Annotated in this window: 16 protein-coding genes; 6 read left to right on the forward strand and 10 right to left on the reverse strand. The window is 71.4% G+C overall.

Translation table 11 applies throughout. The features are described 5' to 3' along the window. Positions 1 to 307: 307 nt before the first annotated feature. On the reverse strand, positions 308 to 715 hold the full coding sequence (locus ACZ4FV_RS12475; protein ID WP_395866553.1) for a MerR family transcriptional regulator: 408 nt from the start codon (positions 713 to 715) through the stop codon (positions 308 to 310). Between the two features lie 49 nt (positions 716 to 764). Between ACZ4FV_RS12475 and ACZ4FV_RS12480 the strand changes: the two genes are divergently transcribed. Continuing rightward, a complete protein-coding gene (locus tag ACZ4FV_RS12480) occupies positions 765 to 1649 on the forward strand; it encodes an NAD(P)-dependent oxidoreductase (protein WP_465322605.1) in 885 nt (294 codons plus the stop codon). A gap of 96 nt (positions 1650 to 1745) precedes the next feature. Here ACZ4FV_RS12480 and ACZ4FV_RS12485 read toward each other — a convergent pair whose 3' ends face one another. Together ACZ4FV_RS12485 and ACZ4FV_RS12490 are read right to left on the reverse strand one after the other, a co-directional pair. Continuing rightward, complete coding sequence (locus tag ACZ4FV_RS12485; RefSeq protein ID WP_395866556.1) at positions 1746 to 2348, reverse strand: LytR C-terminal domain-containing protein; 603 nt, start codon at positions 2346 to 2348, stop codon at positions 1746 to 1748. A gap of 145 nt (positions 2349 to 2493) precedes the next feature. Further along, a complete protein-coding gene (locus tag ACZ4FV_RS12490; RefSeq protein ID WP_395866557.1) occupies positions 2494 to 2790 on the reverse strand; it encodes a type II toxin-antitoxin system VapB family antitoxin in 297 nt (98 codons plus the stop codon). Between the two features lie 168 nt (positions 2791 to 2958). Here ACZ4FV_RS12490 and ACZ4FV_RS12495 point away from each other — a divergent pair, with 168 nt between their 5' ends. Further along, on the forward strand, positions 2959 to 4521 hold the full coding sequence (locus ACZ4FV_RS12495; RefSeq protein ID WP_402234332.1) for a helicase HerA-like domain-containing protein: 1563 nt from the start codon (positions 2959 to 2961) through the stop codon (positions 4519 to 4521). Between the two features lie 81 nt (positions 4522 to 4602). Here the strand turns inward: ACZ4FV_RS12495 and ACZ4FV_RS12500 are convergent, their stop codons facing one another. From ACZ4FV_RS12500 to ACZ4FV_RS12520, 5 genes are all read right to left on the reverse strand, one after another. After that, on the reverse strand, positions 4603 to 6474 hold the full coding sequence (locus ACZ4FV_RS12500; protein WP_395866560.1) for an AAA family ATPase: 1872 nt from the start codon (positions 6472 to 6474) through the stop codon (positions 4603 to 4605). 77 nt (positions 6475 to 6551) lie between these two features. Next, positions 6552 to 8000, reverse strand: a complete 1449-nt coding sequence (locus tag ACZ4FV_RS12505) for a DUF2201 family putative metallopeptidase (RefSeq protein ID WP_395867024.1) — start codon at positions 7998 to 8000, stop codon at positions 6552 to 6554. A gap of 5 nt (positions 8001 to 8005) precedes the next feature. After that, positions 8006 to 10555 carry a hypothetical protein gene (locus tag ACZ4FV_RS12510; protein WP_465322606.1) on the reverse strand — a complete coding sequence of 850 codons (2550 nt, stop codon included), beginning with the start codon at positions 10553 to 10555 and terminating at the stop codon, positions 8006 to 8008. Positions 10556 to 10823: 268 nt separating this feature from the next. Continuing rightward, on the reverse strand, positions 10824 to 10958 hold the full coding sequence (locus tag ACZ4FV_RS12515) for an alpha/beta fold hydrolase (RefSeq protein ID WP_465322607.1): 135 nt from the start codon (positions 10956 to 10958) through the stop codon (positions 10824 to 10826). A 19-nt stretch (positions 10959 to 10977) separates the two neighbouring features. Beyond that, on the reverse strand, positions 10978 to 11811 hold the full coding sequence (locus ACZ4FV_RS12520) for an isocitrate lyase/PEP mutase family protein (protein WP_395866566.1): 834 nt from the start codon (positions 11809 to 11811) through the stop codon (positions 10978 to 10980). A gap of 258 nt (positions 11812 to 12069) precedes the next feature. Here ACZ4FV_RS12520 and ACZ4FV_RS12525 point away from each other — a divergent pair, with 258 nt between their 5' ends. The 4 genes from ACZ4FV_RS12525 to ACZ4FV_RS12540 all read left to right on the forward strand — a co-directional run bounded on the left by ACZ4FV_RS12525 (position 12070) and on the right by ACZ4FV_RS12540 (position 18089). Beyond that, positions 12070 to 13449 (forward strand): FAD-binding oxidoreductase, encoded by a 1380-nt coding sequence (locus tag ACZ4FV_RS12525; protein ID WP_402234337.1) that lies wholly within the window; start codon positions 12070 to 12072, stop codon positions 13447 to 13449. Positions 13450 to 13621: 172 nt separating this feature from the next. Then, positions 13622 to 14965 (forward strand): sensor histidine kinase, encoded by a 1344-nt coding sequence (locus ACZ4FV_RS12530; protein ID WP_465322608.1) that lies wholly within the window; start codon positions 13622 to 13624, stop codon positions 14963 to 14965. A 206-nt stretch (positions 14966 to 15171) separates the two neighbouring features. Beyond that, the gene (locus tag ACZ4FV_RS12535) at positions 15172 to 15822 is read left to right on the forward strand and encodes a response regulator transcription factor (RefSeq protein ID WP_395866571.1); all 651 of its coding nucleotides are present in this window, start codon (positions 15172 to 15174) and stop codon (positions 15820 to 15822) included. A 176-nt stretch (positions 15823 to 15998) separates the two neighbouring features. Beyond that, positions 15999 to 18089 carry a serine/threonine-protein kinase gene (locus ACZ4FV_RS12540; RefSeq protein ID WP_465322609.1) on the forward strand — a complete coding sequence of 697 codons (2091 nt, stop codon included), beginning with the start codon at positions 15999 to 16001 and terminating at the stop codon, positions 18087 to 18089. A 25-nt stretch (positions 18090 to 18114) separates the two neighbouring features. Here the strand turns inward: ACZ4FV_RS12540 and ACZ4FV_RS12545 are convergent, their stop codons facing one another. Both ACZ4FV_RS12545 and ACZ4FV_RS12550 read right to left on the reverse strand, forming a co-directional pair. Further along, the gene (locus tag ACZ4FV_RS12545) at positions 18115 to 18891 is read right to left on the reverse strand and encodes an ABC transporter ATP-binding protein (protein ID WP_465322610.1); all 777 of its coding nucleotides are present in this window, start codon (positions 18889 to 18891) and stop codon (positions 18115 to 18117) included. After that, positions 18888 to 19850, reverse strand: a complete 963-nt coding sequence (locus ACZ4FV_RS12550) for a FecCD family ABC transporter permease (RefSeq protein ID WP_402234344.1) — start codon at positions 19848 to 19850, stop codon at positions 18888 to 18890. The genes ACZ4FV_RS12545 and ACZ4FV_RS12550 overlap by 4 nt, the downstream gene beginning before the upstream one ends. Positions 19851 to 20036: the final 186 nt, after the last annotated feature.

The following is a 20036-nucleotide window of genomic DNA, read 5'->3' on the forward strand; positions in this document are numbered from 1 at the left end:
GGTGCCGTCTCAGTTTCCGTCTCATTCATGGTCGTCCGGGCGCGTTCGTGGTTGTGCGGAACGTTGGTGGACGAGCGGGTGCGGCCAGCGACGGGATGGTGGCGAACAGCCATGAACGGAACGCCGAACGACGAGCGATCTTGAGTTCAGACCTCGAAAGCGTGTGATGGTGCAAGCTATCCGTGGGTTCAAATCCCACCGCTACCGCTCTTGAGCAGGACATACGAAGGACCCGACCGCACGCGGTCGGGTCCTTCGTCGTTCGTGGTCCCGGGTTTGGGCTCGGTTCGTCCTCGTGGGCCTGCGGTCAGGCGGGGACGGACTCCAGGTCGGTGCCGTCGAAGGGTGGGTAGTTCTCGTCGCCCGTTCGCTCGGCCGCGTCGATGTAGGCGGCGAGCGCGTCGCGGGACTGGGCGAGTCGGTCCATCTGATCCTCCAGGCGCCGCAGCCGGGACCGCATCGCGGTCAGCAGTTCCATACACCCGGGCAGCTCCGGGGCCTCGCCGACCGCGCAGGGCAGCAGGTACGCGATGTCCTCGGAGGACAGACCGGCGCCGAGCAGGTGGCGGATCTGCTTCACCCGCAGCAGGGCGTTCTCGTCGTACTCGCGGTAGCCGTTCGCGCGGCGGTCCGCTTCCAGCAGGCCCTGGGCCTCGTAGTAGCGCAACTGATGGGCGTGGACGCCTGTGCGGCGACTCAGTTCTCCGATCCGCATGAACACCTCACTTGACCTTCACACCGGTATCAACGTTGACGATGCTGCCATGAACAACGAAACCGCTGCCCCCGTGACCGTCATCGGACTCGGCCTGATGGGCCGGGCACTCGCCGGCGCGTTCCTGAAGGCCGGCCATCCCACCACCGTGTGGAACCGTACGACCGCCAAGGCCGAGACGTTGGTCGCCGAGGGTGCCCGCCTGGCGCCGACCGTCGGCGACGCGCTCGGGGCGAGCCCCCTGACGATCGTCTGCGTCACCGACTACCAGGCCATGTACGAACTGCTCGGCGCGAACGAGGCCGCGTTGCGCGGCACGATGTTGATCAACCTCACCTCGGGCGACTCGGCCCAGGCCCGGGAGGCCGCCCGGTGGGCCGAGTCGCGTGGCGCCCGATACCTGGACGGCGCCATCATGGCCATCCCGTCGGGGATCGGGACCGCCGAGGCGATGATCTTGCACAGCGGGCCGCAGGCGGACTTCGAGGCGCACGAGACGACGCTCGGGGCGCTCGGCACGGTCACCCACCTGGGCGCGGACCACGGGTTGGCGTCCCTGTACGACGTGGCCGGCCTGGCCATGATGTGGAGTGTCCTGAACGCCTGGCTCCAGGGCACCGCGATGCTCAGGACGGCCGGTGTCGACGCCGCGACGTACGCGCCGTTCGCGCGGCAGATAGCCGCCGGGGTGGCCGAATGGTTGCCCGGGTACGCCGAGCAGATCGACCGCGGCTCCTTCCCGGCCGAGGTGTCGGCCCTGGAGACCGACGCGCGGGCGATGACCCACCTGATCGAGGAGAGCGAGGCGCTGGGCGTCAACGCCGAGCTGCCGAAGTTGTTCAAGGCGATGGCAGACCGCTCGATCGCCGCCGGACACGGCGGGGAGCAGTATCCCGTGCTGATCGAAGAGTTCGGCAAGCCCGGCAACGGCTGACCGACGCCGGCCCCGGCGCGCCGCTGCCGCCCTCGTCGGGTGCGGGGCGGCAGCGGGTGAGGCCCTCGGACGGGGCCTTCGGGTGTCGTCGGGTGGTCAGCAGCCCGGCGGGGCGCTCGCGGGCGGTGGGGGCGGCGGGGCCAGGATCGCGGCGGCCTGCTCCGGGGTGGCCAGGTCGGTCCACCCGTCACCGATCACCAGGTCGACCGAGCCGTCGGTGCGCTGGTCCTCCTTGTCGGTGCTCGCCGCCACCTGGGCCGCGACCACCTTCGCCGGGGTGGCGCCGGGGAAGCCGTGGCGGATCTCGGCGGTCGCGGCGATCGGCTGGTTCAGCGGATCGTTGGTCACCTTGCCGATGGTGAAGCCGCGTACCTTGAGCGCGTCGGAGACGGTTTTGGCCAGGCCCGTGCGCTTGGTCGCGTTGTAGACGTTCACCGTGATCGTCTTGGGCTCGGGCAGCGCCTCGGGCGGGGCGGTCGGCGGGGCCGAAGCCGTCGGGGACGGGCAGGCGGCAGCCTTGGTGTCCTTGTCGTCGGACGTGAAGTGGTACACGCCCCAGCCGGCCGTGGCCAGTACGACCAGCCCGACCACGATCGCGATGACGACGGGCATGCGTCGCCTGCGCCGCGTCATGCGCGGATACAGCTTGCCAGTGATCTTGTACTGGCCTCCCATGCCGCGGGGAGTGAGCATGCTCATCGATGTGCCCCCGTCCTCCTCCTGCACGGCATGGCCGTGATCCCGGTCGCCATGGAGTCGAGGTTAGCGCCGACCTGGCGCCTTGCGTATCGGGGCAGGGCCGTACGCGCGACGACCACCTGATCGGGCCGCCGAGGTTGCGCGCTCAGCCGAGTTCGAGCACGCGCGCGTGCAGCACCTGGCGCTGTTGTAGGGCGGCACGGACCGCGCGATGGAGTCCGTCCTCCAGGTACAGGTCGCCCTCCCATTTCACGACGTGCGCGAAGAGATCGCCGTAGAAGGTCGAGTCCTCGGCGAGCAGCGTGTCGAGGTCGAGTTGCCGCTTCGTCGTGATGAGTTGGTCCAGACGCACGGGCCGCGGGGCGATGTCGGCCCATTGCCGGGCACCCGACCTCCCGTGGTCCGGGTACGGTTTGCCGTCACCGATCCGCTTGAAGATCACAGGCTCAGCCTACCGGGATCGAGGTCCCCGAACCCCCACCCGGCGCCGATGAGAGGGAGGGAGGGTGCGGATCGGGCCGGCTCGGATGGCCGATCGGCAGGGGCAATCGGGATATTTCTTGTCCTATCGGTGTATTCGCCTTCCGCATCTCGGCGAGCGGAGGAGCGGATGAGCGAGCAGGACGACACGATCGCGACCATCGCGGCGGGGTACACCTTCACCGGACCCGCGCTGGAACTGGGCGCGGCCGTCGTCGAGGGCGTCGCGCACGCGCAGGCTCCGGTGCGCGTCCCGCTCGCGGTGCTCAATCGGCACGGCCTGGTCGCGGGCGCGACCGGCACCGGCAAGACCAAGACGCTGCAACTGATCGCGGAGCAACTGTCCGCACAGGGCGTGCCGGTCTTCCTCGCCGACATCAAGGGCGACCTCTCCGGCATCTCCGCGCCGGGCGAGCCGAGCGACCGGACCGCCGCGCGCGCGGCCGAGGTCGGCCAGGACTGGCAACCCGCCGGATGCCCGGCCGAGTTCTACGCGCTCGGCGGGATCGGACCGGGAGTGCCGATCCGGGCCACCATCACCGACTTCGGGCCGACCCTGCTGGCCAAGGTGCTGGACCTGAACGAGACGCAGGAGTCCTCGCTCGGCCTGATCTTCCACTTCGCCGATCAGCGGGGGCTGGAACTGGTCGACCTCAAGGACCTGCGCGCGGTGATCCAGTACCTGACGGACGATCAGGGCAAGGCCGAGCTCAAGGCGATCGGTGGGCTGTCCGCCGCCACCGCCGGGGTGATCCTGCGCGCGCTGATCACGTTGGACAACAACGGCGGCGGGGCGTTCTTCGGCGAACCGGACTTCGACACGGCCGATCTGCTGCGCACCACCCCCGACGGGCGCGGTCTGGTCTCGGTGCTCGAACTCGCCGCGGTGCAGGACAAGCCGCAGTTGTTCTCCACGTTCCTGATGTGGCTGCTCGCCGACTTGTTCCACGATCTGCCGGAGGTCGGCGACCCGGATCGGCCGCGCCTGGTGTTCTTCTTCGACGAGGCGCACCTGCTGTTCACCGGTGCCTCGAAGGCGTTCCTGACCGCGATCACCCAGACCGTACGGCTGATCCGGTCCAAGGGGGTGGGCATCTTCTTCGTCACCCAGACGCCGCGGGACGTGCCCGGCGACGTGTTGTCCCAGTTGGGCAACCGGGTACAACACGCGCTGCGCGCGTTCACTCCCGAGGACGCCAAGGCGCTCAAGGCCACCGTGTCCACGTTCCCGCGCTCGGGCTACGACCTGGACGCGGTGCTGACCCAGGCGGGCACCGGCGAGGCCGTGGTCACCGTGCTCGGCGAGAAGGGCGCGCCGACGCCGGTGGCCTGGACCCGGCTGCGGGCCCCGGTGTCCTTGATGGCCCCGATCCCGGCGGAGGCCCTGCGGGCGGTCGTCGACAAATCGCCGCTGTTCGCCAAGTACGGTACGGCGGTCGATCGGGAGTCGGCGTACGAGAAGTTGACGGCAGCTCAGGCGCCGCCGGCCGAACCGGAGTCGGCGGCGGTGCCCGAACGGGCGGCCGAGTCCGAGCCGGAGGGCCGGCGCGGGCGCGGGGAGAAGCCCAAGTCCGGGATGGTCGAGCAGGTGATGGGCAACTCGGCGGTGAAGTCCGTGCTGCGCTCGATGGGCACGCAGATCGGCCGGGAAATCACCCGCAGCCTGTTCGGCACCGCCCGCCGCAAGCGCTGACGGGCGGGCCGGGGCTCGGCCGATCCCGCTTCTCGGGACCGCTTTTCAGGGACCGGATCTCCGAGACCGCTTTTCCCGGGTCTACTTCCTCGGCATCTTCGCGAACGCCTCGATCCAGAACCGCTGCTTGTCCACGGACTGGCCGACCAGGTAGCTCGAGCGCAGCTTGGGCGGCAGGCCGGCCAGCAACTGCGCCACGGTGTCCAGGTGTTCGCGGAGCTGGCTCAACTCGGCGTTGGCCAGTACCTGGTGCACGATGTCGGTGTCGTCGGTGCCCTCGCCCGACTCCTCGTTGGCCGCCTCCAACCGCCGCACCCACTCGGCCAGATTGGCCGAGATGTCACCCAGGCCGGTGGCCGGGTTCTCCGCGAAGCGGGCCTCCAGGGCGTTCAGCGGCACCGGCGCGTACTCGCCGTCGCCGAGGTAGACCTTGGCCATCTCCAACGGCAGATCGCGCTTGTGCAGCTTGATCAACCGCTCCAGGGTGCGCTTGGTGATCCAGTCCCGGCCCTCGTCGTCGATGTCGTTCTTCCACCACTCCAGGACCGTCTCGGCGACCGGACCGTAGGTGCTGATCAACCACTCGTTGGCCGGGATGTCCTCGGGACGGATGGTCAGCGACGCGGTGAACCGGGTCGCCTGCGCGATGTTGTTGCGCGAGACGAGCATCTTGCGGCCGAGGTGGTACGGCGGGTTCTGCAACGCGATCTGGGCGCGCAGGCCGGGGATCGGGCGGCCCGCGATGGACCACTCCTGGGTCACCTCCATCAGCTTGGCGAAGGTCGACTTGTCCTTGGGCCGGTTGTACTCGTCCCAGACGATCACCTTGGCGCCGGGATCGGTGAACTTGGCCGCGAGCAGGTTCTCCAGCGAGCCGTCCGGGGTGGGCACCGGCGCGCACAGGTCCTCGACGTTGGTCACCGGCAGGGAGAAGTAGAGCGGGTCGTGGCCGAGTTCGGCGCGCACCACGTCGCGCACCACCTCGGTCTTGCCGCACCCGGGCGGGCCCTGGATCAGCACCGACCAGCGGCGGTGGATCGCCTCGCGGACGATCCGGCGCACCGCGTCCGGTGTCTGGTCGGGGTTGCGCACGTTCAGGCCCGCGGCGATCCGGTCGAGCACCTCGTCGGTGCGGTCCGGGCCGGGCGAGCCGTCCTTCTTGGTCTCGGTCAGCGCGAGCCGGTCGCCGTTGACCAACGGCAGCCCCCACACCAGCGGGAAGCCGGCCAGCGCGCAGTCGATCACGTGCTCCAGGGTGCGCGGGGACACCAGTTGGCGCAGTGCCGGGGACAGGCTCGTCCAGACCTGGAACACCGGGGTCAGGTCGGTGCCGGCGAAGCGCTCGGCGAGTTTGAACCGCCACGCGGTGTCGGTCGCGGTGATCTTGACCGTGACCATCCGGTCCAGGATGGCCAGGTCGGTGCGCCGGGTCGCGGTCTCGGCCAGCGACTCGTTGTCGGTGAGGAAGACGCCCACGCAGCCCAGTTCGCGCAGGTCGTGTTCGCCGAGCGTCCAGTTGCAGGCTATTTGCATCAGTTGCGACTGGATCGTCTCGCCCGCCTGCAACGCGTCGTCGATCAGCAGCACGAACCGCTTACCGGGCCGCAGTTGACGCATGATCAACTGACGCAGCACCAGTTCCCCGGTGCGCTCGTCCCGGACGGGCGCGTTGATCAGCAGATCGTCGGGGGTCAGGTTGGCGGCGGGTACGAAGACCAGGACCGTGTCGTCGTGCCGGTCGGGGATGTGGCTGAAGAACGTCGCCGTCTTGCCGATTCCGTGCTCGCCGAAGATCTGGCCGGTCTGGCCGAGGTCGATCATCGCGTCGATGAACTCCTCCAGCTTGGACACGCCCTTCCAGCCCTTGGGGCGTTCGGGGTAGGTGGCGGTGGCCTTCCACTTGGGCTCGGCCGCGGGGCGTCCGGCGCGCGTGGTGTCGGCGGTGATCGTCATGGTTCCTTCCGGGTGCTGCGCACGGCGTGCTGCGGAGGGCTCTTCGGCGAGGCGCGTCGGCATCGACGGACCCCGGATCAGTGGTCGCCGGTGACGACGCGATGACAGTCCATGGGCGGGTGGTGCCGCTCCGGCCAGTCGTCCCCGCCCTCGGTGATCAACCAGATCCATTTGTCCGGGTCGGCGGGGGTGATCGGCGGCGCGTAACCGTCGGTGAGCATCACCACCGCGTCGACCGATTCCTCGAAGCGGCCCGATCCCTCGATCGCCAGTCGGCCCTCGACGTAGTCGGCCACGTTCTGGAAGTTGGTGCCGCCGCCGCCCAGCACCCGCTCGCCCGGCTTGAACGGCATCACCGTGCCGTCGAAGCTGAGCCAGTGCGTCTCGACGCCTTCGGCCTTGCCGACCAGCTCGGTCAGCCAGCTCACCACCTGGTCGGGCATCGAACCCGAGGTGTCGTAGGCGATCACCACGACCTTGGTGCGCTCCAGGCCGCGCCGGGCGAGCATCGGGTCGTGGCCGAGGGCGGCGAGCAGGGCGCCGCGCTTCTTCGGATAGACCAGGCGCTCGCCCTCACGCAGCTTGGACGCCAGTACGTCCACCAGCCACTGCTGCCACCACTCGACCCGGCGGGTGCGCTGGGTCTCGCCGCGCAGGAAGCCCGCGCCCAAATCGCCCCACAGCTTGGAGGCCCGGTCGGTGGCGCCGTCGGTGCGCGCGAGCAGGTCGAGCAACTCCTGTCGGGCCAGCCGCTCGCCTCGACGGGCGGCGAGCAGGACGCTGCGCAGCACCTCCGAGGCCACCCGGCCGACCGTCTCGCCGTCCATGCCGTCGCCGTTTCCGGTGCCCTCGCCCAGGATCACGTGCACACACAGCGGGGGCGGCACCGGCGGGTGCTTCATCCGCTTAAGCTCGGCGTAGACCGTCGCGTCGGTGTCCACGAAGTCGTCGTAGGACAGCGCCTCCAGGCCCTGGTCGGTGAGGTCCTCGACGTACGAGCGGTGGACCTTGCGCGGGTCGACGCCGGTGGGGTCCTCGATCGAGGCGCCGGTGTCCGGGTCGGTCCGGCGCAGGATCGGCAGCGTGCTGCGGCCCAGACGGGTCATCGCGACGTGGTTGATGGTCACCTCGGCCGCGAGAGTGAACACCGGGTCGGCACGCAGCTCGGACTCGGCGAACAGGTGTCGCTGGATCAGGTGCCGGGCCTCGTGGAAGAGCACGAACTTCACGCCGTCCAGGCCCAGATCGCAGAAGAACTGGGGGTTGTACAGGAGTAGGCAGGTGCCGTCGCCGGAGGCCATCACGGCCGCGGTGTCGATCGCGGTGGTCGGGATGTGGTGGTGGCACTTGGTGTACAACCACGAGGCGATGACCGACAGTTCCATGCCGAAGTCGAGCAGCGCCTCTTCCTTGAGCTTGCGGGCCCGCGCGATCACCTCGTCGTCGGCCGGTCGCCAGGCCTCCAGCGCCCGGCGGTCGGTCAGGCTCACGATCGGCGCCTGCGGGGCGCGTTCGCCGTACGCCACGTTCGTCACCTCCCCTCGGTGTCGTTCGATGATCCCAGTGCCGACCGACAGCCGCTCGGCCGATCCGGGGCGCCGCCGGCGGCCGCAGACGAGGTCGCGGCCAGTTCGATCAGGGTCGGCTCCACGTCGCCCCGGGCCAAATGTGCGGCCACCACCCACGCCCGGGTGTCGGTGCCCAGGTGTTCGCGCAGGTGCCTGGCCACCACCCGGGCCAGCCGCGGCCAACCGGGCGCGGCGTCGAGCACCTCGACGGCGGGTGTCTCGGCGAGCAGGCGCTCGACGGTCAGCGCGCCGCTGTCGAGTAGTGCGATCACGTGCGGCCGGTACGGGTGGGTCCGACCGGGCGCGCCGGCGGGCACGTCGTGGTGTGGCGAAAGGTGACGTCCGGTCGGGTCCCGCTCGGCCACGGCCCGGGCGAACGGCTCGCTCACGTCGGGGCGTCGGCCGAGCGCCCCGCGGATCCACGCGCACAACCGGCCGGCCCGCACGGCTTCGGTCAAGGCCGGCCAGTCCGGGGCCGGATCGATCAGGGCGGCGGTGAGCTCCGACTTGGGCAGCCGGCTGTGCTGTTCCCACTCCCGGACCGACTCCAGCGCGCGCAGGCTCGTCTGGGCCGACTCGGCGAGCGCGGCGCGCAGCGGATCCGTGCGTCCGGTGCGCAACGCGTCGGTGATCTCCGGATTCTCGGGCAGCGACGCGAGCGCCGGCACGCCCGAGGTCTCGGCCAGGCGCAGCGCCGCGTACAGGCGCAGCACCCGGCCGGCGAGCGTGCGCGCGTCCTGGGTGCGGATGTTCGTGCGGTCGAGGGGTGGGTCGTCGCGCAGCGCGAGCGCGCGCAACAGCCCCGGATCGTGAGCCGCGAGCAGGGTGCGCAGCAGGACCGGATCGTCGGTGGACAGCAGTTCCCGACGCAGTGTCGGGTCCAACTCCGGCGCGGCGAGCACGAGTCGGCGCTGCGCGTCGGTCGCGCGTGAGTTGCGGTACACGGCGGCCGTGATCGCCGGGTCGGCGTGGCCGGCGAGTCGGTCCAGGATGGCGCGCGGGGTGTGCGGGTTGCCCGCGAGCACGCGCAGGGTGATCGGGCCGCCGATCCCGGCGAGCCGCTCGGCGAGGAACGCGGGCAGCGTCCCGGTGCCGGCGAGCGGGGCGAGGTGGGCGTCGTCGAGGAAGGCGGTGGCGTCGTCGGCGGTGCCGGCCAGGTCGATCAGGACGGTGTAGGCCCAGGCGGCTTGGCGTCCGGGGCGGGGGAGGGGCGTGGGGGTGGGTGCGGCGGCTGCCGTTGCTGCCTTTCGTGTTTTCGCTTCTGCTTTCGTCTCCGCCGTCGCCGTCGCTGTTGCTTCGGCTTCGGCGAACAGCTCGTGGATCGGCGCGTTCAGGGTGGGCAGTGCGGTGTACAGGGCAGGCCACAGCGCCGGTCCGGTGCGGTCCAGGTGCGCGCGCAGCGTCCGGCCGAGCACGTACGCGAGTTCGGCCTGGGTCGCGACGGCCGACACCGGGCCCTGGTCGAGCGCGGTGAGCAACAGCCGGGCCGGGCGTACCGCGAGCAGTTCGCCGAGGTCGGCGGTGCTCGTCGCGAGCCGGCGCAGCAGCACGGTCTTGGTCCGGCTGTCACTGCCCTCGGCGACGCACGCGGCCAGCAGTTCGGCCGGCGGCACCGGGATCACCTCGATCGTCTGCGGGTACTTCCCGGTGAACTCCATGAGCAGTTCCGGGGGGCAGCGCGGGTGCTCGGCGAACGCGGCCACGGCGTGCCACGGCAGCGGTTCGGCCCGATGCGCGGCGGCGACCGCGGACCAGTCCGGGACCGGCACGCCGGCCACCACGCTCCGGGCCCGACCGACGGTGGTGGTGCCGCGTGCCCGGCGTACCAGCGTTTCGGGGGAGAGTTGCTTCGCCAGGTACTTCGGGAGGTCCCGGAGCATGTGCGCGCCGCCGAGTTCGCGCCGCAGCGCGGGAGACAGGTCTGCCGGCAGCGGGTGTCGGGTCAGTCGGGACACGGTGCGCAGCCGGGCGGTCTGGCCGGCCTTCAGGAGGGTGATCCTGGCCGCGAGCGCGGCGAGCGGTTCGGGGTTCGGGTGGGCGAGCAGGGCCCACAGGGCGAGGTCGGGGTCGCGCGCCCACAGGGCGGGTTCGAGGTGGGCGTAGTGGGTGGTGGTGGTCAGCTCGGTACGCAGCGTGGGATCCAGCGGGACCAGCGCGTCGGCGGGGGCGCCGGGGCGGTGCGCCCGTTGGCTCAGGATCGCGCGGCGCAGGCCGGCCCACTCGCTCTCCCGGTACAGGGTCGCGTTGAGCTCGGGATCGTCGCGTTCGAGCAGCCGCAGCAGCAGTTCGGGGTTGCCGGGTGTGCCGGGTCGACGGCCCTTCCCGTGTCGTCCGACCAGGCCGGCCGCGACGCCGTGGCGCAGCCGGTACGCGATCAGCGGCGGAGGTGTCGCACCTTGGGCCCGAGGCCCGGTGTCGGGTGATTCGGGCGCCGGGGCCCCGAGCCGGTCGATCAGCTCGGCGCCGACCTCGGGACCGGTATGCCACAGCAGATCGTGCACCGCGTCGCCCATGTCGTCACCCCCGTCGCCCGGTCGGTCCGGGTTTCACATTGTGGGTCGCGACAGGCTGCGGGGTCTGCGGGTTTTCCCGCGATCGGCCCGGCGACGAGGCGTTCGCGGGTGGATCGGGTCGGCGTCCGGCCGCGCGGGTGGCCCCGACCGGGTGGTCGACCGAAGCGGACCACCCGGCTCGGCGGGAGCGGACTCGGATGCCGCGCGGAGCGGGCTCGAATACCTCACCGGGCGGGCTCGGACGCCTCACCGGGCGGGCCCGGACGCCTCACGCGGCGGAGACGAAGTCGCGCACGTGCGCGACGAACTCCTCCTGCTTCTCGAACATCACCACGTGCCCCGAGTCGATCTCGACGTAGGCGCTGTGCGCGATCGCGGTGTGCAGCGCCCGGCTGTGCTCCACCGGCACGGCGAGGGTGTGATCAGCGGGCCAGCAGCGCGTTCAGGTCGCCGTAGGGGATCGTGTCGGTGAGCGAGCTGTACGTGCCGGTCTCGAACAGTTCGCGGGCCGAGCGGCGGACCACGGCGTAGGCGGCCTCGGCGATGGCCGAGCCGAGGCTGACCCGGGCCACGCCGAGTTTGCCGAGTTCGGCCACGGAGGGTGCGCCGGGGCCGACCAGCACGTTCAGCGGGGCGGGCAGGGTCTCGGCGAGGGTGGCCACGGTGGCCGGGTCGGTGACGCCGGGGACGAAGATGCCGTCGGCGCCGGCCGCGAGATAGGCGGTCGCCCGATCGAGCGTCTCGCGCAGTCGCTCGGCCGGGCCGTCGCCGACGCCGCGGAGGTAGGTGTCCAGCCGGGCATTGATGAACAGTGGTACGCCCGCCGCGTCCGCGGCGGCCCGCGCGGCGGCGATCCGCTCGGCCTGGTCGACCGGCGTCCGCAGCGGTACGGAACCGGTGTGCAGCGCGTCCTCCAGGTTGACCCCGACGGCGCCCGCGGCCAGCACCCCGCGAATGGTCTCGGCGACGCCTTCCGGGTCCTCGCCGAAGCCGCTCTCGATGTCGGCGGTGACCGGGACGTCGACCGCGGCCACCACGCGTGCGATCAGTTCGAGGGCCCGTTCGCGGCCGAGCCGATCGCCGTCGGCCGCGCCCAGGCCCCAGGCGACCCCGGCGCTGGTGGTGGCGACCGCGCTCGCTCCGGCGTCGGCCACGAGTCGGGCGCCGGCCGCGTCCCAGACGTTGGCGAGGGCAAGGGGCGCGGCACTGGTGTGCAGAGCGCGGAAGGTCAAGGCGGTGTCACGCAGACTCGTCATGGCCCTACTCCATCACCCGCCCACCGATCGGGCCGGCGGTTTTGCGCCGGCATCACCGGCCGATCGGCGACGGCCCCGGCGCGGTGCGAAATTGCGCCGCCGTGCGCTCGGCGAGAGGCTGGATGGGTAAGCCCTGCGGCGTTCGGCCGGCCTGCAGGCCACAGCGACGCCGGGGTAGTGGCGCACGATTGCTTACCGAGGGTCGGCCAGGGCGAGGCCGGGCGGGTTTGCGGTCCGCGTCCCGTCAGGGAGATGCTCATGGACGGCAACACCCTCGAAGACATGCGCGGCGCGCTGCGCGGCCCGGTCATCGATCCACAGGACCCCGACTACGACCCGGCACGCCGGATCTACAACGCGATGATCGATCGGCGCCCGGCCGCCATCGTGCGGTGCGCGGACGCGGGGGATGTGATGGCCGCGGTCGACTTCGTCCGCGAGCACGACCTCGAACTCGCGGTCCGCGGCGGCGGGCACAGCGGTGGTGGCCTGTGCGTGGTCGACGACGCGGTGACCCTGGATCTGACGCCGATGCGCTGGGTACGTGTGGACCCCGTGGCCCGGACGGCCCGGGTCGGCGGCGGCAGTCTGCTCGCCGACCTCGACCACGCCACGCACGCCTTCGGATTGGGCGTACCCGCCGGAATCATGTCCACGACCGGCGTCGGGGGCCTGACCCTCGGCGGCGGGCACGGCCACCTCACCCGCAAGTACGGCTTGACGATGGACAGTCTGGTGGCCGCGGACGTGGTGCTGGCGGACGGCAGCTTCCTGACCGCGAGCGAGTCCGAGCACCCGGACCTGTTCTGGGCCCTGCGCGGCGGTGGCGGCAACTTCGGCGTCGTCACCTCGTTCCGCTTCCGCCTGCACCCGGTGGACACCGTGGTCGTCGGGGTCACCCTGTGGCCGGTCGAGCGCACAGGCGAAGTGCTGCGCTGGTACCGCGAGTTCCTGCCACAGGCGGCCGATGACCTGAACGGGTTCTTCGCGGCGCTCACGGTCCCGCCGGGTCCTCCGTTCCCGGAGGAGATCCACGGCCGCAAGATGTGCGGCGTCGTGTGGTGCTGGACCGGGGATCCGGAGGCCGCCGAGAAGGCCCTCGCACCGGTCCACGAACCGGGCCCGCCCGCCTTCCACTTCACCGCGCCGATGCCCTACCCCGCGTTGCAGAGCATGTTCGACGAACTGATGCCCGCCGGTCTGCAGTGGTACTGGCGCGGCGACTTCTTCGACGCGATCTCGGACGACGCGATCGACGTACACGCCAAGCACGCGGAGAACCTGCCCACCGCGCTGTCCACGATGCACCTCTACCCGGTCGACGGGGCCGCCCATCGGGTCGACGCCGAGGACACCGCGTGGGGTTACCGGGACGCCCGGTGGTCCGGCGTGATCGCCGGCATCGATCCGGACCCGGCCAACGCCGAGACCGTCCGGCGGTGGTGCGTCGACTACTGGCAGGACCTGCACCCGCACTCGATGGGCGGTGCGTACGTCAACTTCATCGGCGCGGACGAGAGCCGTGACCGGGTGGAGGCGACGTATCGCGACCACTACGAGCGGCTGGGCGGGATCAAGCACAGGTACGACCCGCACAACCTGTTCCACGCCAACCAGAACATCAAGCCGGCGGGCTGAGGCAACGAGCCGACCGGCCGAGGTATCGAGCCGGCTCGTCGAGCCACACCGTTCGGAGGCCGGTCCCGCGCCTCGTGCGTCGGCGTGGCCGGTCGCGTGTGGGGGTGTGCCCTACCCTCGGCGTCGGGAATACCGGGTGGGCGCGGTCGTCCGGGGTGGGCAGGATGGGCTCATGATCGAGTCGACCGCATCCTTCGAGCCGACGGCCACTCCGGCGGTGGCCGGCCCGGTGACGCCCGCTCCGACCGCGGCCGGCCGCGGTGCCGGGCGGTTCGGCCGGCAACTGGGCTTTGTACTCTCCGGGTTGCCGATCGGACTGGCGGCGTTCGTCGTCCTACTGGCCGGATTCGCGGCGGGAGCGGTGACCTTCGTGGTCCTGCTCGGCGTACCGATCCTGGTCGCGACGCTCGCGGCGGCACGGCACTTCGCCGAGATCGAGCGCCGGCGGGTGGCGGCGGTCACCGGCCGGGTGTTGCCGCCGCACGCATACCGGGAACCGGCGGGCGAGGGGTTCAAGGCCGGACTGCGCGCGCTGCGCGACCCGCAGTCCTGGCGGGACCTGGCACACGCACTGGTGTCGTTCCCGCTGCGCGTGGTGAGTTTCTGTCTCGCGGTGACCTGGACGGTGGGCGGCCTCGGCGAACTGCTCTACGTCGTGTGGTCGTGGTCGATTCCGCGCGACCCGGACACCACGGGACTCCTGGATCTGATGTTCGGCATCTCCTCGCGGGCGGCCGACATCGCCTTCAACACCGGGATCGGCGTGTTGTTGCTCGCCTCGGCGGTGCCGCTGGTGCGCGCGCTCGTGGCGGTCCAGGCCGGGCTCGCGCGCGGGCTGTTGACCGACGAGACGGCCGCCTTGCAGGTTCGGACCGAACAACTCGCGCTCGGACGCCGCAGCGCGGTCGCGGCCGAGGCACAGACGCTGCGCCGGCTGGAGCGGGACCTACACGACGGCCCGCAGCAGCGCCTGGTGCGGCTCACCATGGACCTGGAGACGGTGGCGCGTCGGCTGGACGACGATCCGGATCGGGCCAGGCCGTTGGTGGCCGAGATGATCTCGCAGAGCCACGAGGCGTTGTCCGAACTGCGTGCCCTCTCCCGCGGGATCGCGCCGCCGATCCTGGCCGACCGGGGCCTGGCCCCGGCGCTGACCGCGGCGGCGGCGCGTTGTCCGGTGCCGGTCGAGCTGACCACCGAGTTGCCCCGGGGACGACGGTTCGCCGCGGCGGTGGAGAACACCGCGTACTTCGTGGTCACCGAGGCCCTGACCAACGTCGCCAAGCACGCCCGGGCCGACCGCTGTGAGGTGACGGTGACGGTGGACGAACGAGCCCTGTTCATCAGCGTCCGCGACGACGGGTGTGGCGGGGCACACCCCGGCAAGGGGCACGGCCTGGCCGGCCTGATCGACCGGCTGGCCGCGGTCGAGGGCCGACTGGACGTACACAGCCCGCCGGGCGGACCGACCACGCTCACCGCCGAGGTCCCCCTGAGCGGAGTCGGGGAACACTGACCGGGGAGCCTCGACACGAGTGGTCGCGACCGGGGATCGGGCGGTCGGGCCGGTTGATCCTCGGCACGGCCGGGGCCTTGTCGAGTGGAGTCCGGGAACGTTGATCAGGGAGCATCGGCGCGAGTGGTCGCGACCGATGATCGGGCGGTCGGGCGGGTCGACCCCGGCACAACCGGGGTCTTGGCGAGTGGAGCGGGGGAGTATTGATGCGGGTGGTGTTGGCCGAGGACTCGATGTTGTTGCGGGAGGGCCTGGTCCGGCTGCTCGAGGAGATCGGCGCCGAGGTGGTCGCGGCGGTCGGCGACGGTCCCGCGCTGGTCGAGGCGGTCACCGCGCATCGCCCGGATGTCGCCGTGGTCGACGTGCGGATGCCGCCGACCTTCACCGACGAGGGCCTGCGCGCGGCCCTGCGGATCCGCCGCGAAGTACCCGGCACCGCCATCCTGGTCCTGTCCCAGTACGTCGAGGAGTCCTACGCCGAAGACCTGCTCGCCGACGGCGGCGGTGTCGGCTATCTGCTCAAGGACCGCGTCTCCCGCCTCGACGATCTCTCCGACGCCCTGACCCGCGTCGCGGCCGGCGGCACCGTCCTCGACTCCGAGGTCGTCTCCGCCCTCTTCACCCGCCGCCACCGCCGCGACCCGCTGGCCGCCCTCACCCCCCGCGAACGCGAAGTCCTCGCCCTCATGGCCGAAGGCCATCGCAACAGCGCCATCGGGCAAACCCTGTCCCTCACCCCCGGCACCGTCGAGAAACACATCACCGCCATCTTCGACAAGCTCGGCCTCCCCCCATCCCCCACCAACCACCGCCGAGTCCTGGCAGTCCTGACCTGGCTCCGTACGACGAACACCTGAGCCACGCAGGCGGGTACGACGGACCGAGTGAGGGGATCCCGGCGGACCGTGGGGGTGCGGTGCGATGAAATGATCGCCTGCCGGGGGTGCTTCGGTTTCCTTGGAGCCCTGGATCCCCTGGCAGACTGCGCGCGTCGCCGACGGGCGGGAACGCTGAAGCCTATGGGGGAACGGGCATGTGGGGTTCGGGCACGGTGCTGGGCGGCCGGTACGCACTCGCCGAGTTGCTGGGCGGCGGGGCCATGGGCGAGGTGTGGCGGGCCGAGGACCGCGTGCTCGAACGGTCGGTCGCGGTGAAGATCCTGCTGCCCTCGCTGTTGGCCGATGCCAAGTTCGCCGAGCGGTTTCGGCGTGAGGCGAAGGTTCTGGCCGCGCTCGACCACCCCGGCATCGTCGATGTGCACGACTATGGGGAGAGCGGGTCGGATCCGCGCGTCGCGTACATCGTCATGGAACTCGTCGGTGGTCGCCCGCTGGACGTGGTCCTGGCCGACAGCGATGCCGAGGAGATGCCCGTCGATCGGGTGCTCGGCATCGCCGCCCAGGCATTGGACGCACTGCACGCGGCACATCTGCGCGACATCGTGCACCGGGACGTCAAGCCGTCCAACCTGATGATCGGCGCCGACGACCGGGTGACCGTCACCGATTTCGGGATCGCGCAGTCCACGGCCGACACCAGGCTCACCGCGTCGCACTCGGTGCTCGGCACGGCTCGGTACATAGCTCCCGAGCAGGCCCGGGGGAGCGGCGCGGTACCGGCGTCCGACCAGTATGCGATCGGCGTCGTCTGCTACGAACTCATCGCCAGGAAAGCGCTGTTCACCGGGGACGCGGTGTTCGAGGTGGTGCTCAAGCACATCAGGGACCCGGCGCCGGAGTTGTCGGAGGAGTTCCCCGAGGCGGTCCGCGCTTTCGTCGCGAAGGCGTTGGCCAAGGATCCGCAGGATCGATACGCCGACGCGGCGGCGATGGCGGTGGCGGCTCGCGCGGCGATGACGGGTGGGTCGGCGGCCGCGGTGGTGGCCGCCGGTGCCGCGGCGGTCAGTGGGGCGGCTGGGAGCGGGGCGCTCGGGAGCGGAGCACTCGGGAGCGGAGCGGTCGGCGGTGGAAGTGCCGGTGCCGGTGCCGCGAGCAAGGCTCTCGAGGTCGACCCGACTCGGAGTGACGAGGCGACCGACGAGGGGGACGCGGAGAGTAGTTCGGCGGAGCAGGTCACGCCGGTGAAACAGGTCCCGACCACGGCCGAGCCCTCGACACCCGACGCGGTTCCCGACGCCGTTCCGGAGACCGCTCCCGACGCCGTTCCCGACGCGGTTCCCGATGCCGTCGCCATCGACGCGAAGCCTCCGACACCCCCGCCGTCGGCCACCGACACCCCCGACGCGACAGCGACCCCCGCGAACGGCGGGTCCTGGAAGCGGCACGGTATAGCCGCCGCGCTCCTGGTCCTGGGTGTCATAGCCGGCGTCGTCGCCACCGTCCTGTACGTCAAGCCCTTCGGCGGCGGGTCCGACCCGAGCCACGACACCCCGAACGCGAAACCGGTCGTATCCGGAGTCCAGGTCCCGGCCGGAGCGCAGGGCGATCCGGGCGCAACGTCGGTGCCGCCCACAGGCGCCGCCACCGGCACCCCGAGTACGAACACCGCCGGCACCCAGACGCCGGGCACCGCACAGGGCGGGACCGGCGCATCCCAGGGCACCGCCGGCACGGGCGGCGCCGTACCGCCCCCCGGGCCCGGCAACGGTGGCGCCAACGGCTCCGCGTCCGGTGGCGCCGGATCGCCCGGCGGCGGAGGCAACAGCGGCGGCAACCAACAGAAGCCGCCCGCGTCCACTCCGCCCCCGGCCCAGAGCGTCCCCCAGGGTTGCGGTGGCGAACGCTGGGGCGCCATCACCAGCGTCGCCGACGGCCAACGGATCGGCCTCGTCGCCGACGGCCCGGGCGGCGGCAAGGAGGTGGTCATGGGCGGCCACCCGCAGTACGGCTGGGTGCACACGGTCTCCACCTGGGACACCTTCAGCACCTGCAACCTCAACGGCCCCGCCCTCGGCCAGCCGTACGGCAACGCCGAACGTCCCGAACTCGCCGTCGGCTTCGGCTACTCCACCAACTGGCGCCTCGCCGGGGCCCCCACCGCGGGCGCGGTCTACATCAAGGACTACATGGGCCAGAACTGTCTGACCAACAACGGCGCGGGCAAGGCCCTCTCGGTCGTCGCCTGCACTCCCGGCAACAAATACCAACAGTGGCGAATCCCGTAACGAGCCCGGTCCACCGCGCAATACGTCAAACCGTCGGCACCACCAGAGGCGTCCCCGTCACGGGATCCGGCACGACAAGGCTGGGCAGGCCGAACACGTCCGCCATCAGGGCGGCGTCCACGATGTCGGCGGGCGACCCCTCGGCGCGGACCCGGCCGTCCTTCATCGCCACGATGTGATCCGCGAACCGGCAGGCCTGGTTGATGTCGTGGAGCACCGCGACGATGGTTCGGCCGTCGTCGCGGAGCGCGGCCAGCAGGCGGAGCAACTGGTACTGGTGGGCCAGGTCGAGGAAGGTCGTCGGCTCGTCCAGGAGCACGTAGGGCGTCTCTTGCGCGAGCACCATCGCGACCCAGACCCGTTGGCGCTGTCCGCCGGAGAGCCGTGCGACCTGCCGGTCCGCGAGGTCGCCCACGCCGGCGGCGGCCATCGCCTCCTCGACCGCCCGCGTGTCGGCCGCGGTGCGCACCGAGAGCAGCGAGCGGTGCGGGAAGCGTCCGCGGTCCACCAGTTGGCGGACCATGATGTTCTCCGGGGCGGCCAAATCCTGTGGCAGAAAAGCGATTTCCTGCGCGATGTCCCTGGGGCGGTAGCCGTGGACGTCGCGTCCGTCGAGCAGGACCGTTCCGGCGGACGGCCGCAACAGCCGCACGAACGCCCGCAATAGCGTCGACTTCCCCGAGGCGTTGGCGCCGATGATCGCGGTGAAGGCACCGTCGGGTATGTCGAGGCTGAGGTTCGCCGACACCGTGCGGTCGCCGTACGTGAGGGTGATGTCCTGCGCGGTCAGGCGTGCGGTCACGGTCGTTTGACTTCCTTGAGGAGCAACAGCAGGAGATACGCGCCGCCGATCGCCGTGGTCACCACGCCGACCGGTAGCGTCACCGGCGCGAGCAGGCTCTGCGCGATCAGGTCGGCGCTCAGGAGCAGTACGGAGCCGGTGAGCGCGGCGGGGACGAAGTGGATGCCCGGGGACCGGGTGGCCGCACGGCCCAGGTGCGGAGCGGCGAGCGCAACGAACGCGATCGGTCCCGTGATCGCGGTGACCGTGGCCGTGCAGCCGGCTCCGGCCACGACCGCCAGCAGACGGTGTTGCCGCAGGCGGACGCCCGACGTCACGGCGATCGCGTCACCGAGCGCGGCCTGCTGTGTCGCCCGCGAATTCAGGACGAGCAACACCGCGAGTATCGCGGCGGCGACGAACGCCACGTTCAGGTCGGCCCAGTCCACGCCGTTGAGCGAACCGACGTTCCACATCTCGGCGGCGATCGCCACGTCCAGGTCGGCACGCAGGATGATCCACGAATTGACCGCGGTGAGCATCGCGTTCACGGCGATGCCGATGACGATGAGCCGATGGCCGCCGAATCCGGATCGGGTGGAGAGGGTGAGTACCACCACGGCGGTCAGCAGCCCGCCGACGACGGATCCGAGGGCGGTGGGGGTGGTCGTTCCGCCGATGACGACCATCACGATGAGCGCGCCCGTGTACGAACCGACATCGAGGCCGATCACGTCCGGGCTGCCCAGTTCGTTGCGGGTCAGGTTCTGGAACACCGCGCCGGCGCAACCCAGCAGCGCACCGAACAGGACTGCCGCGACGACGCGCGGCAGGCGCCACTCGCGTACGACGACGGAGAGATCGCCGTGCCCGGCGAGGCCGTCGGCCGCCGCCTGTGGGCTGCTCCAGGTGTCGCCCCGGCACAGGCCCGCCCCCGCGAACAGCAGAAGCAGCAGGAGCAGTACGGCGTTGCCGGCCACGGCACGCGGCTCCAGGCCGAGAGCACGACGGGTCCGGTCAAGGGCATGACAGGCGCGGCCGAAGGCGGTTCGCCGGGACGACGGCTCCGCTCCCGGCGCCGACGGGACGGTGCCGGTGGTCGGCGGGCGGGTCCTCGTCGTCTCGGACACGAGGTGGTCCCCTGTCACCGGACTGCCCCCGTCACC

Source organism: Embleya sp. NPDC025285, from assembly GCF_055558835.1.

What these genes read in the sequence shown, in the direction of transcription:
- ACZ4FV_RS12510 (WP_465322606.1), bottom strand. Translation starts at nt 10,555, where the DNA reads ATGGGCGACGCGGTGCACGATCTGCTGTGGCATACCGGTCCCGAGGTC.
- ACZ4FV_RS12520 (WP_395866566.1), bottom strand. Translation starts at nt 11,811, where the DNA reads ATGACGAGTCTGCGTGACACCGCCTTGACCTTCCGCGCTCTGCACACC.
- ACZ4FV_RS12500 (WP_395866560.1), bottom strand. Translation starts at nt 6,474, where the DNA reads ATGACGATCACCGCCGACACCACGCGCGCCGGACGCCCCGCGGCCGAG.
- ACZ4FV_RS12540 (WP_465322609.1), top strand. Translation starts at nt 15,999, where the DNA reads ATGTGGGGTTCGGGCACGGTGCTGGGCGGCCGGTACGCACTCGCCGAG.
- ACZ4FV_RS12525 (WP_402234337.1), top strand. Translation starts at nt 12,070, where the DNA reads ATGGACGGCAACACCCTCGAAGACATGCGCGGCGCGCTGCGCGGCCCG.
- ACZ4FV_RS12475 (WP_395866553.1), bottom strand. Translation starts at nt 715, where the DNA reads ATGCGGATCGGAGAACTGAGTCGCCGCACAGGCGTCCACGCCCATCAG.
- ACZ4FV_RS12485 (WP_395866556.1), bottom strand. Translation starts at nt 2,348, where the DNA reads ATGAGCATGCTCACTCCCCGCGGCATGGGAGGCCAGTACAAGATCACT.
- ACZ4FV_RS12480 (WP_465322605.1), top strand. Translation starts at nt 765, where the DNA reads ATGAACAACGAAACCGCTGCCCCCGTGACCGTCATCGGACTCGGCCTG.
- ACZ4FV_RS12495 (WP_402234332.1), top strand. Translation starts at nt 2,959, where the DNA reads ATGAGCGAGCAGGACGACACGATCGCGACCATCGCGGCGGGGTACACC.
- ACZ4FV_RS12535 (WP_395866571.1), top strand. Translation starts at nt 15,172, where the DNA reads ATGCGGGTGGTGTTGGCCGAGGACTCGATGTTGTTGCGGGAGGGCCTG.
- ACZ4FV_RS12530 (WP_465322608.1), top strand. Translation starts at nt 13,622, where the DNA reads ATGATCGAGTCGACCGCATCCTTCGAGCCGACGGCCACTCCGGCGGTG.